Origin of the sequence: Bacillus sp. 16GRE42 (assembly GCF_019837435.1) — a bacterium.
GTDB lineage: Bacteria > Bacillota > Bacilli > Bacillales > Bacillaceae_G > Bacillus_A > Bacillus_A wiedmannii.
Genome location: NZ_JADAXF010000010.1, coordinates 53275 through 66341 on the forward strand (window position 1 = coordinate 53275; position 13067 = coordinate 66341).

Sequence of the window (13067 nt, forward strand, 5' to 3'; positions counted from 1 at the left end):
CTTTGAAATAGCTTTTTTATCCATGATATTTTTTAGTAAGTGAAATATTGTAACTTTTCATTTTGAAATTTATTTTTTAATTCATTATAGGGGAGCAATTTAATAAATTGCAAATCACTTTTTTTAGATGCGTTTGGATTATCACATATAATAGTAACATCCCTGTTTTCTGACATGCGTACTTTAAATATATTAGATATTTCTAATTTTGTTTTTTTATACTCATTATTATTTATATGATACGCAAAAATCTTTTGATCTGTTGTTTGAAAAATCATATAATCTTTAGATGCGCTTACTAATCCAATACTATTTGATTGTTCTCCAGTAATATCGTCTTGTAAAAACTGCACTACATTTTTTGACTCCATATCTAAAATATAATATGACTCCGGGAATTGTTTTTCTGGAGAAGAAAAACTAGTATAGAAAATTTTATTTTCAACAATCCTAGGCTTCATTATATATTTTTGTGGAATTTCATAAGTATTAACTTGCTCATTTTTAAGATTATAAGTGTATACAGTTGTTTGTTCTCCATTAGAATTTGAATAAACTAATTGGTTGTTATTCATATGAATAGTTGTACTATAAGTATTATAGGATTCTAATGTAGCTATTTGTTTTTTTGTATTAGTTTCTAAATCATAAAGTACTATAGTGCCGATACCATTCTCATCATCAATATCCATCCAAGATACATAATGATCATAAAGAAATGGATCCAGTATTTTTTTTGTTGTATAGATGTTAGATTGTTGATTATTAATTAAATTTTTCACATAGAGAACAGAATTTGTCCCAAAAGAGTCTGTATCAATCCATAATAACCATTTTTCATTAGCCTGAACACCTTGAACATTTGCATCTTTTATTTCAGAATAAAAGACAGTTTCTTCTTTTTTATTAGAAAGGTTATAAGAAAGAAGCTTATTAGGCATTCCTGACATACTCTTATCATCAACAGGTAAATATAATTTATTGTTAGAGCTAGATGGCATATAAAATGTCTCGTAGTTTATTTTTAATTCAGAATAGGTATTACTTTTATCTTGTTTATTTGCTGTCGATTGATTAGAGGAAGGGGAAGTTTGATTGCAGGAAATTAAGACTCCCCAACATAATAAGAGAACTAGAATTGTTTTAATACTTCTTACCATACTAATGTTGGGTTAGCACCAGCAGCACTTTGTACTGCTTTTCCTACACCATATCCAGTCATATTGTAATCGCCAATCTTTTCCCAATATTCCCCTCCTAAATTATGACCATTTTTATCTTTTTTATGATTAGGATCTATCACGTGCATTGTTCCATCTGCTCCATCATATCCATTTATCGCAACATAATGTCTGTAATTTTTCTCAGCATCCTTATAGCGCCACATATATTGCGTATTCGTTAAGACAATCGGCATGTTAGTACGTTGTGATAGCTTAGATTTAATAAATACTTCTAATTCTTTGATACTGCTTGGAGTTGAAGCTCCATAGGGACTATCGGCAAAGTCATAATCTTGCTTATATAAATTTAATCCCCATGCTAAGTTAGCAGAATTAGTACCCGCTGAGGTTGTGCCCATCACAGAAGCGAGATGATCTTGCGTTGGCAAAGTGAAATTGGATCCACTATCTCTTTTATGAAAACTTAAGACTTCCTGTCCTGATGCTGGTCCACAATAATACCAATCTCTTTGTTCAAAATGTGTAGCATTTAAATAATATTTTTCATTTGGTTGTCGTAGTCTATTCATTTTTTGCTTTTTCTTTTCTTGTTCCCAGGCTTTTTCTGCTTTTTCTTTTCCAATTTCAATTATTTCTTTTCCTTCATCTGTCTCTAAAAATGTTGCATCTAGCGAAGCACCTGTATTTTCTGTTTGTTTTGGTTGAATATTTTCATCTGCAAAGCTAACGTTGGAAGGAAGTAAAAAGCTTATTGCTAAAACACTCATACTTAATCCTTTAATAATTGGTTTCATATCGCATCTCCTTAATTCATAATCTTATAATATTCTAGAATAAATGGTATATTATAGCAATTTATATTCCTTAAATATGTATAATTGCATATTTAAGGAATATAAAAAACTGACCCCTATTTATGAGGTCAGTTTACATTATCAAAATCGTATATGTTTACTTTGATAATTCTTTAGAGATACGTTGTATATCTGCTTTAATTTTAGTTTTTTCTTGAACAGTTAAAGCATTAAATTTTTGTTTCTCTGCATTAGGATCAAAAGGCTTCACCGGTGGAGGGGGTGGATCTTGGGGATTCGGAAGCAATTTGTTATCCCATAAAATAACCCCATATGCTCTACCGGCTTCATCATTTTCTTGATCAAAATAATTATCAGCCCATCCTTTTAATTCCTCGCTATACCAAATTTGGTAAGCTCCTTCAATATCAGCTAATAGTTCAATTGGTATTGTTCCAGCTCTTGCTACATAACCAAAGTGAATATTTCCTAAGTCTTCACCTTTCATCAAGTAGCCATTGTAAATGAACTGTTTTTTTCTTCCGAATTTTGTTTTATAATCCCATTCACCACCCGGCTTTACTTTTTCGGCAAATGCCAATCCAACACTCCAAGGATAAGTGCCTTCTTCTTTAGCCTCTTCAGCAGCATAAGCCATAATTAAGGCATTTCTCTTTAAAATATAAGAGAAGCTTGAAGTCATTTCATTTGATGGTATTGTTTGAGCGGATGCAAAGCCACCATCGGATAAAGAAATAGAAAATAATAAACAAAAAATAAGTAATGTTTTCTTCCACATATTCATGGACCTCCCTTTTTAGTAGTCTATATATTTATAATTCAATTTTAAATATATGTAAATTTTTATATAGGAAAATAATTTACTTTTTTCTAAAAATTGTTATATCATATGTGAGAATTCAAAATCTTATAGAAAAGGAGTTTTTGTATGTTCAAAGTATTTCAAACTAGTTATACCGTTTTAACCTTTTTATTTTTACTCTTCGTTACTGCAACCAGTGTCAATGCCGAAGAAAAGGGAGATTTAAGGAGTGTCCCTATTGAGAAAGCAACACAACAAGCAGTGAATTATTTTAATATTATTCAAAATAATTCCAACACTGATTGGAAAGATAGTAAGCTGGTATTTGACAGGAAATTATATGACGAAAATAAAAAAATAACTGCATATCTTTTTGTTGTACAAAAAGCAGACCAGGAAAATGGATTTATTATTGTGAGCGGTAACGAAAAGATTCCGGGTGTAATAGAATCTACGAGGAAAGGTGCTAGTCCATTCAAAACAATCAAGAAAGAGAATAGCATTTATGTGGCCCCTATTTCATATTTACAAAAATCAGATATAGAAGGTTCTTTCATAGATTTGAACACTAAAAAATCAGTATCAAAGGAAAAATTAGAAGAAATAAATATATTTAAGAATGCAAAGAACACTATCTCAAATAGCGAGAATATAAAAAAATTTAATGGGTTAACTCGCTCAGCGAATGCTCCATACTATAATCATAAGTACATACCGAATGTACCTGACTACGACTGGACTCATGGGTGTTTACCTACAGCATATGCAAATGTTTCTGTATATTGGGCAAATAATGGATTTCCACGTCTGAAAAATAATCAGGCAGATTATGAAACTTATATTATCGATACCCTACCGAAATTAATGAAAACAGATGCTCAAGGTAATACATTTGGCAATAATGGTATTGCAGGTGCGAAAGAATATTGGGAAAAGACAGCGAAATATTCTGTGTCTATTAAAGAATATAAGAACAAGCCTGTGAATCCTGCTGTTTTTGAGGAATATAAGAAAGAGATAGATAAAAATAGACCGGCTATTATCACAACTCAAACACATCCAATTTATAAAAATCATGCTGTGACAGGTGTAGGATATGAGGAAATCTTTGATCCTGCTGAAAGAGTTTGGCACCGTTCAGCAATTGTACATGATGAATGGATTTCTACTCCTCAAGATCATTATCTTGTTTGGACTCCTGATATTGATAATTTTTATGCTGTTATTCCAGGTGCTGATATTTCATCTAGTAATAATGTTTACAAAGAAAAAACCAGCCAAGTTCATTATAATTGGGGATTAGGCGCACCAGAAGGACAAAAAATTGATGAGTTTTCAGCTAAATTTGATCAATCACAAAGGTTAGAAGCAGGGGATTACTTTATGCAAACTCTTGCCGACGATTATGTCAAAGTAAATTTTGATGGTAAGAATATTATTGATGGATGGAATAACGCTTCAATTGGACAACTCAAACGTGCGCTACTACCAAAGTTAACAGCTGGAGAGCATAAAATAGAGACAGATTTTCATGAATTAACAGGAAATGCAGGCATCTTCTCTGATGTAGTTCCATTTGATCATTGGTTGGCTTATTATTATCCAAATAAAAACTTACAAGGGCTTCCTGTAGATGCTAAAATAATTGCGCCATTTGGGCAGCAGCAAAAACTCGCAGAAGATAATGGTGAAGGTGCTCCAACTTTGAAGGTACCAAAGGATAATTTCTCAGCGCGCTATACTACGGTAAAACGTTTACCTAAAGGTGAATATATTATTCGTGGAAAAGCTGATGATGGTTTACGAGTATATATTGATGGCAAACTTGTTATAGATCGTTGGCATGGAAGTGGTGGATTTGTAGAAGATGCTCGAAAGGTAGTTATTGACGACAACACAGGCGCAACTGTTCTTGGAAAGTCTGCAGAGAAAGATGTTCACCTTATTGAAGTACAATACTTAGAAGAAGGTGGCGGAAGTAAGGTGGAATTTGGTATGGAGCCATATGCTAGTGCAGTGCCATTTCCACATTGGACAGCTGAGTATTATGCCAATAAGGATTTAAATGGTGATGCAATTGTAAAAGGGGGAAAATGGTCACTAGATAGATTTATTAATATTGATTTTAACTGGGGGAGCGCTTCTCCATATCCAAGTATTCCTAATGATAATTTCTCTGCTAGATTTACAAAATTAGGTTTATTTGAGAATGGAAATTATGAATTTGAAGCTAAGGCAGATGATGGAGTAAGGGTATATATTGACGATAAGCGGATAATTGATTCTTGGATTCCGAATGGAGGAGATATCCGTAAAGTAAAAATACCGATGACTGCTGGTGTACACAAAATTACAGTAGAATACCTGGAATTAGCGGGTAATGCTAACTTAAAGATGGATTATAGAAAAGTAAATTAGATTATTAAAATTGAAAGTAAATGTACAAAAAGCTAGTTCTTAATTTTGGAACTAGCTTTTTTATATTGTTTTTGGTATTAAATTTCAACCTAGGAAAAAATATGTAATTTTGCATATTTCGATTAATTCATTGTAATAATATACCATTTAAATTAATATGAGAAAGAAAGCTGCGCAGCTTCCATTATTTGTTAAGTCTGATTATTAAATCTGATTTTTAAATTATTTTATTTTACAGATTAATATATGAGATGGTTTTCAAATTATTTATAGTACCAATAATAAGGGAAGTGGGGATAATTATGAAGAAGAAGGTAATTACTGTGGCTTTATCATCTATGTTAGCTGTAGGTGCTTTGGCTCCTATTACGTCATCTGCTGGTGAAAGTTGGAAATATGGTTATAACAAGGAGGAAATGGTACATTATTCTGTATATGGACATTCCGTATTTAACCATTCTTCAGGGATTACACGTGCAAATGTGAATTATAGAAGTGAGATTAAGCCACCTGGAAAAGCTGCTGTGAAATACTTACCATATAATGGTCCGTATAACGTAACTTATCAGAAATATATTAATTAAATTGAGCTATTTGGAAGACTAAGGGGATTTATATTATATAAATCCCCTTAAAAACATTACTTAAGGGGTAATTCAATGATTAAGATACATAATTTGAAGAAAACATTTCTTGATAAAACTATCTTTAATGACTTTAACCTAGAAGTAAAATCAGGTGAATTCATTGGAGTTTATGGAAAAAGTGGTCAGGGAAAAACTACATTACTAAATATAATTGGTACATTAGAAAAACCAGATTCCGGAGAAATTTTAATAATGGATAAGAGTCTGGAAAATAGAAGAACAAAAAGATATTTATTACGCGATGAAATTGGATTTATATTCCAAAATTATGCTTTGATAGATAATGAAACTGTTAATAATAATTTAGAGATTGCTTTGAAACATAAAAAAATGAGCAAACCACACAAAAAAGAAGCTATGTATTCTGCACTAAATGAGGTTGGACTAATAGGATATGGTGAAAAGAAAGTACATACTTTAAGTGGTGGAGAGCAACAACGTATTGCAATTGCTAGATTGTTACTTAAGGATCCAAGCATAATTTTGGCGGATGAACCCACTGGTTCATTAGATAATGAAAATCGAGATTTAATTATTTCCTTATTTAAGAAATTGCATCAAAAAGGAAAAACGATTATTGTTGTCACTCATGATACATCTTTATCTTATTTATTTTCTAGAATCATTCAATTATAAGGGAAGGTTATATTATGAAAAAGTTAATATTTCTTCTATGTACTATTACATTTACAGTCATAAGTTTTTTATCAATTAAGCAATTTGAATATTTAGAGTTTCAATCTTTTAATTATGACATGAATCATTCTCATGAGAATTGGGATGTTGAAATTAAATCAGGGAACCCTTCTAAAAGTAAATTTGAAAATTTTCAAATGCTTACTGAAATCGTTAAAAAGTCTAAGGTAAATCTACAAAGAATGTCTCAGGAGATTGGAGCAGATAAAAAAGAGAAGCTTGTATATTATGTAGCGCTTTCAAATGTGGATACATACTTTCAAAATATGAATTTAAAGACAGGAAATTTTCTAGATGAAAATAGTAATCCGAATTTATTCCTTTCGACAATATCAAGTAAAGATAAAAATCAAATTGGCCAATTGGAAATTTTTCATAATTTTGATCCTATAGAAATTCGTCCTATGGTTGCAGCAGAAAAAGTAAGAGATATTAAAGGGATTTACAGTTTAAGTAATACAAAGGATGTTAAAATATTTGAGAAAATTGCTGCAGATTATGGGTTTGTAATAAAAATAGCCCCAAAAGATTCACCTACTTCGGCCAGTGAGTATCCTTATCAAAGTATGATTTACACTACATGTTTTGTTTTATGTTTGCTATTATTACTTTCAATAACTTACGATGTTATGAATAACTATAAAGCCATTGCAATTCAATTTATGCATGGAGATAGTTTTTTTAACATTGGAATGTACTTACTCAAAAGATATGGAAAAATAATCGTAAGTTCTTGGACTTTAGTATTGATGGGCTTAATAGTATATTTATACCCTTATAATGGGTATCAAAAATTGATTCCATTTTTAAATTTTTGGATGAAAAAGATGATGTTCCTATTTTTAATTATTGGATTAATATTAATTATTACTTGGATTGGTACTAAAGCGATAAATATTTCTCAAATGATTAAAAATAAGAAACCTATAAAACTATTTTTTTATACTAATCTAGTCGTACGTTTTATATTAGCTATATTTTTAATTTTAGGCTTACAACAAGGTATTAGTACATTTATAGAATTGAAAAAAACGAGTGACCAACAAAATAAATGGAAGATACTAAAAAATTATTCCTTCTTAGGAATTGAAGCTGGTACTGATAACACAATAGATTCTAAAGATAAAGATAGCTTGACCCGTTTTAAAAAGTTATATGAAGAGTTAGAGGAACAAGGGGCTATATATATATCGCCATCTTACTACTATGCAAACAAAAAAACGTTAGGGTTGGATGCTAACCCTTGGGGATCCGAAGGGAAACAAATTGTTATTAATACTAATTATTTATCCTTAAATCCTATATATGATATTCATAATAAAAAATTAAAATTACCTACATCAAACAAATTTGAAATCACAGTATTAGTACCTGAAAAATATAAAGCACAGGAAGAAGCGATAAAAGAAACAACAAAGCAAGATTATGCAATGATGTTAAATAAAGAGAACCCGGATGCAGTTCAAGTCAATATAAATTATGTCAAAAATAATCAATCATATTTTACATTTACATCTCAAATGGCGGTACAAACAAATTATGAGATTGAAGATCCAATTGCTGTAATTTTAACAAGTAATTTTGAAGAGAACTATTTGGCTAGTACAATCGCAATGGGGTATGGATATTACACTAAAAACAGTACAAGTGATAAGCCATTTGATAAAATAAAACAGACAATTAGAAAATATGAATTTGATAGTATTTGGAGCCCTGTATCTGTTGCGTACTCTGACGTAGAGATGAAAATACAAAAAGATACTGAGAAGTTACAGTTAACAATAATTAATTGTGGTTTATTTTTAGTTTTAACAGCTGTACTCCTCTTTTTCTCTGCTATATACTATTTGGAGATAAATAAGCAGACATTGGCATTGCAATGGATTTTTGGATATAGCTTCTTTGAAAAACATAATCTTGTGTATCTTGCGTTATTAGTATTTTGGCAACTATCTTTTACTACATGTTTTTTTATTTCTAAAAATAGTTGGTTACTATTTAAAATTAGTTTAATACTTGCGATTTGTGATATGGCATTAATGAGTATTCTGGTGATTTTAAACGAGTACAAAATTACAAAGCAAATACTAATGGAAAAGTAAATTAAATTTAGTAAAGTGGGGATAATTTTGTTACGGAAAAAGCAAATAATATTAATTGGGATTCTATGTAGTATAAGTTTTTTATTTTTTGGGGGCTATCTCTTCTTTAATAACAAAAGCAATCAGGAAAATAGTTCAGGAGTAGTTAACACAAAAGAAGGTAGATTAAAATCATCTACTGAAGGTGAAAATCAATCAGATGTACAAAGGAAATCACCAGAATTATTTAGTAAAGATTTAAATGCAAATTCGGATAAAAATAAATACTATTTTGTTTACTTAAGACAAGGGAATGGGAATTCGGATACTTCATTTGTTCCAGAAACATTAAACCCAGGGTATGATAAAACTGAGAGTATGAATATAAGTGTATCATTTGATGATTATGGAATACCTGCGAAAGACGAGAAAATGATTCTGATATATGATCACAAAATTTCAGAAAGTAATAAACAAAAGATAAAAGAAATAGCAGGAGAAGAAAATTATGAAAAAGCTTTAAAAGAAATTGAGGAAAGAATTGGTGAAGATAGAGCTAGTAAATAGAAATTAAATTATAAACTTATTAAAAAGTTTATATAGGTATGTCATCCATATTTTTACATAAAGCAGGCCGTATTTCCTAATATAAGGAATATTCGGCCTGTATATATTGTAGGTCGTAATTTGTTATCTTCATATTCTTTTAATATCTTATAAAAAGTATTTTTCTTAAGTTCTAATAGTTCCATAAATCTAACTCTTATTATTTCTCTTTTTTTCCATTTTGCATAAGTTTCTTCTATTTTAATTTTAGGAGAACGTGAAAATATGCCATCATGGTATCCAGCAGAATTATGTGAAATATCCGATGCGTTACAACCTATAGAATGGTATTGTGCAGAACACAGAAATGTCACAGATACAATTATAGATTATATATGGGGATATAAAGAATTAGCCTTGGATGATACACATGTTCTTGGTTTAATAGAAAGAGAGAATAAGGATATGGAACTATTTCTAAAGCGTAAAGCTGAAATTGATGAATTTGAGGAATTATAATAGTAAGTGAATGAATTGATTAGCCTATAAAAAACGTAGAAATTAAAAATTTCTACGTTTTTTGTACATAACATTTAAATAAACAGCTTATTTTTGGAAAAGTTGAAAGATGTCATTTATGTTGGCGCGAATATCTATTACAATGTATTCTATATAAAAAAAGTAGCTGCAAGTGCAACCACTTTTTTCACAAAAACATTATTATTTAAATAACACCTCTAGCGTAAACTTGCGCTTAATGGTACTTGAGAATAAACTGTGAAATTGTTACCATAAGTACCGTGCCTTGAAAATGAGGAAGAAATTGAACTGTTCCAACTTTTGTAGGTAGCCCCAGATGTATCTGTTCTTAGAAGTACATTTGAAAAGCTAGCTTGGCTAAAGGAATTACGTCCAGTATCTTCAACCCCCTGAACCATTTTTACTGGTTCATATTGAGAAAATGAGCCATATACAGGCTGATTTGCATATCTAGGGCTTCCATTTACATACATAGTTACCGTACCATTTCCGTTATTAACGAGTTTAAGGTTTACTCGGTCACCATCTTTAATTGATGCATCATACTGCGTGTTCCAATACTTACTGTTTTGACCTGATTCATTATATCCTGAATTTAGAAATACTTTATATCCATTTGATGTTTTGGAAATACCACCCTCAACTTTAGATGCTCCAATACCTAAATACCAATCCACATATCCATCTTTAACAACAACTGATTTTGGTAGATTTATATCAGCTGCAATCCCAGTATAGGTACTATTTGTAACACTTTTTACAGCACCTTCTGTAGCTGCAAAACTAGTAGTTGAAAACATTGATAGAGAAATTAGAAGTGAACCAACTAGATACATCATTTTTTTCTTACTTTTCCTTAATGCTTGATTCATGTTAGATCCCCCATATTTTAAATTATTAAATTGTATGGAAAGTTGGCCAACTAACTACAACTTACAAATTAAAGATACATCAGGTTTCATTTAATGTATATATTTTCCTGTTATAAGTCATTGAAATGTCAAATAAATTTGTTTTTTCATATTTATCAATATAGATGGAGTTGACAGAATAAAGTAGTATGTCTATTTAAATGTAAGAAGATTTTGTTAAAAAATATAAAAACTTATAAGTGTGTTGGGGATAGTATGTACTACTATTCATTTAGGAGAGAGAAATATGGAATGAATTTAGTTTTTTTTAATGGGTAGATCTGAAATATTTAGAAATAGATTAAAAACAAAGGAAATAAATGAATCGTTTTTCTAAAGGAATTCATTGAAATAGTTCGTAGATGAAAGGAAATATATGATTTATAAGACATGGATTTCCTATATAAAAGAAGAAAGGGGATCCAGCTATGGGAATTACAAATACAAGGTCGAAGTTAGATAATGCAGCTATTGAAGAGGATATAGAGGCTTTAAAAGATGAAAATGAATGTTTATGTATGGAAATCGATTACTTAAAAAAGTTAAAGGCCTTCCTTCAAAAAGAGATGGAATTACAGAACAAAACAAAGCAAGAGTAATTTATCTTACAAAATTTGAAAGTATATAACATATTAAGATAGTACTAGATAATTATAGAGGTCATTACAATCGCAAAAAAATCAAAGTACACTAAAAAGGAATGAGTCCAGTACAATACCGGACTCACATTCAAACAGCCGCTTAATTTTTTGTTTAATTCTTCAGGTCCAGTTCATCATAGGCGATCGATTGTTATTATTTAACTCATCTCATATTACGTTAGCTTAAGTATTGAGAGTAAAAGAATAGGAATAGAAAAATTAATGTTTTGCTAAATAATCTATTAAAGAAACTTAAAGGAATAACAAGTTCTCCTATTGTAAGGATTTTAAGTTTATCCTTATTTAGTCCTTTTATTAATTCTTTTAATGTTTGGAAGTTTATTTTATTAACGAAAGACCAACTTGGCACAGCTTTTGTATCTGAACCTATTTTGAAAATGATATGAATACTATGTGCATGAAAACCGCTTATTATTAAAATAAGCATAAATCCTAAAATAATGAACCAAGTCATTTTTCAACATCTCCTTTCAGTATTTAATATTAAGATATTAAAACTGTTGAGAAAGTGTGCTGTTGTCCATGAAAAATATTGTGAAATTGTTGAGGAAACGTTGAGAATGTTGAGATGCTATTGATTGTAGCGGAGTTAATAATGCTTGTCATATTATATGTGTGAAAAAGGAAATAGGAAAGAGAACAGTTGCGTAGACTGTTCTCTTAAGGAGCTGAAGTGCTGAACATTTTCAATGACAATGATTCAAGCATTCCGCTAATAGTATGTGTAAATATTTATAATTAATTCAAGCAAGGCAGCTATAAAAAATAGCCGCCTTGCCACAGGAAGAATTCAAAAAAAGAGAGATTTATTATGGATACTGATTGGCTGGTACCAATTTATTTATATTATTAGTAAGGATTAAATAAAATATTCAAAAGTTAAAATCTCAATTCATCGTAGGATTGTTCACAGTTAATAAAGTTTTTCTAAAAAGTGGTATTAATTGGAATTTAAACTCTTTATCCTGTATGATGAAAATATAGATATTCTAATATCCTTATAGTTAATAAAGGGAGAATACAGGAGGAGTTGTCATGAAAAATATAAAAACGGCTATGACATTGGTACAATCACATCTTAATGAAAATGAGATTATTGAAAATAGCCTATATGGAATGTTTCAATATCAAGTATTTGGTATGGGTAGTCAAAGAAAAGGGATATTGGTCGCTACAAATGAACGTATGTGTTTTTATACAAAATATTTAGGGAGTGAAACGTTTAAAGTATTTAATTATGCCAAAATTAATTCAATAGATGTAGAAAAAGGATTATTAACAGGAAAGAAAATCATTTTTTTTCATGATGGCGAACGTGAAGTGATGAATTTAATTGAGGAAGGTGACCTGGAGAGGTTTGCGGTATTTGTAAAAGAAAAAATTATGATCTTGAAATAAAGAAGTTTGTTTTTAAAATTTGCTTCTCAAATTAAACAATAGTATGATTTGCTAAAATTGAAAACATTAAAACAAAAAACAAATTTTAAATGACTTTAATAACCTTCTATCATCCTGTTTGATGGGAGGTTATTGCCTTTCTAAAGATAAAATTAAAGAGTTTTATTATCCTTATACATGGATGGATGACATGCAAAGTAAAAATAGCACTTTTTAAAAGTGCTATTTTTAAGGTGTGCATTAGGACTTGAAAGAGGCTTGAACTACCCCCACTTTCACTTCGTTTAGAAGTGGAGGATTCCTAAGTAAAGAGTTCTATCGAACTCTAATTGATTAGGCTAACCCCGCAGTCCTTGCGGTTAGAAGC

Annotated in this window: 12 protein-coding genes and 2 pseudogenes; 8 read left to right on the forward strand and 6 right to left on the reverse strand. The window is 30.2% G+C overall.

Going from position 1 to position 13067, the window contains the following annotated elements:
* Window positions 1-32: 32 nt before the first annotated feature.
* The 3 genes from ILS93_RS27305 to ILS93_RS27315 all read right to left on the reverse strand — a co-directional run bounded on the left by ILS93_RS27305 (window position 33) and on the right by ILS93_RS27315 (window position 2777).
* A complete protein-coding gene (locus ILS93_RS27305) occupies window positions 33-1160 on the reverse strand; it encodes a hypothetical protein (protein ID WP_222661694.1) in 1128 nt (375 codons plus the stop codon).
* Entirely contained in the window at window positions 1154-1978 is an 825-nt protein-coding gene (locus ILS93_RS27310; RefSeq protein WP_222661695.1) for a C39 family peptidase, read from the reverse strand. Before ILS93_RS27310 ends, ILS93_RS27305 begins: the two co-directional genes overlap by 7 nt.
* Window positions 1979-2135: 157 nt before the next feature.
* The gene (locus ILS93_RS27315) at window positions 2136-2777 is read right to left on the reverse strand and encodes a polymorphic toxin type 44 domain-containing protein (RefSeq protein ID WP_098343417.1); all 642 of its coding nucleotides are present in this window, start codon (window positions 2775-2777) and stop codon (window positions 2136-2138) included.
* 150 nt (window positions 2778-2927) lie between these two features.
* On the opposite strand from ILS93_RS27315, the gene ILS93_RS27320 reads away from it, so the two are divergent.
* The 5 genes from ILS93_RS27320 (at window position 2928) to ILS93_RS27340 (ending at window position 9210) form a co-directional block, all read left to right on the forward strand.
* Window positions 2928-5219 (forward strand): PA14 domain-containing protein, encoded by a 2292-nt coding sequence (locus tag ILS93_RS27320; protein WP_222661696.1) that lies wholly within the window; start codon window positions 2928-2930, stop codon window positions 5217-5219.
* 302 nt (window positions 5220-5521) lie between these two features.
* Complete coding sequence (locus tag ILS93_RS27325) at window positions 5522-5803, forward strand: hypothetical protein (protein ID WP_222661697.1); 282 nt, start codon at window positions 5522-5524, stop codon at window positions 5801-5803.
* 75 nt (window positions 5804-5878) lie between these two features.
* Window positions 5879-6502: a putative bacteriocin export ABC transporter gene (locus ILS93_RS27330; protein ID WP_157410416.1), complete on the forward strand. Its 624-nt coding sequence runs from the start codon at window positions 5879-5881 to the stop codon at window positions 6500-6502.
* A 14-nt stretch (window positions 6503-6516) separates the two neighbouring features.
* Window positions 6517-8664 (forward strand): DUF1430 domain-containing protein, encoded by a 2148-nt coding sequence (locus tag ILS93_RS27335; RefSeq protein WP_222661698.1) that lies wholly within the window; start codon window positions 6517-6519, stop codon window positions 8662-8664.
* A 27-nt stretch (window positions 8665-8691) separates the two neighbouring features.
* Complete coding sequence (locus tag ILS93_RS27340; protein ID WP_222661699.1) at window positions 8692-9210, forward strand: hypothetical protein; 519 nt, start codon at window positions 8692-8694, stop codon at window positions 9208-9210.
* A gap of 53 nt (window positions 9211-9263) precedes the next feature.
* Here ILS93_RS27340 and ILS93_RS28875 read toward each other — a convergent pair.
* Window positions 9264-9449, reverse strand: a pseudogene (locus ILS93_RS28875) (hypothetical protein); the annotation flags it as partial.
* Between the two features lies 1 nt (window position 9450).
* Between ILS93_RS28875 and ILS93_RS27345 the strand changes: the two are divergent.
* A pseudogene (locus ILS93_RS27345) lies at window positions 9451-9708 on the forward strand (hypothetical protein); the annotation flags it as partial.
* Between the two features lie 218 nt (window positions 9709-9926).
* Here the strand turns inward: ILS93_RS27345 and ILS93_RS27350 are convergent.
* Complete coding sequence (locus ILS93_RS27350) at window positions 9927-10601, reverse strand: hypothetical protein (protein WP_222661700.1); 675 nt, start codon at window positions 10599-10601, stop codon at window positions 9927-9929.
* Window positions 10602-11068: 467 nt separating this feature from the next.
* On the opposite strand from ILS93_RS27350, the gene ILS93_RS27355 reads away from it, so the two are divergent.
* Window positions 11069-11239 (forward strand): hypothetical protein, encoded by a 171-nt coding sequence (locus ILS93_RS27355; protein ID WP_179885513.1) that lies wholly within the window; start codon window positions 11069-11071, stop codon window positions 11237-11239.
* Between the two features lie 220 nt (window positions 11240-11459).
* On the opposite strand, the gene ILS93_RS27360 is transcribed toward ILS93_RS27355, so the two are convergent.
* Window positions 11460-11756, reverse strand: coding sequence for a hypothetical protein (locus ILS93_RS27360; protein ID WP_098707265.1), 297 nt, complete (start codon window positions 11754-11756; stop codon window positions 11460-11462).
* A gap of 581 nt (window positions 11757-12337) precedes the next feature.
* On the opposite strand from ILS93_RS27360, the gene ILS93_RS27365 reads away from it, so the two are divergent.
* Window positions 12338-12700, forward strand: a complete 363-nt coding sequence (locus tag ILS93_RS27365) for a PH domain-containing protein (protein WP_016136249.1) — start codon at window positions 12338-12340, stop codon at window positions 12698-12700.
* The last annotated feature ends 367 nt before the right edge of the window (window positions 12701-13067 follow it).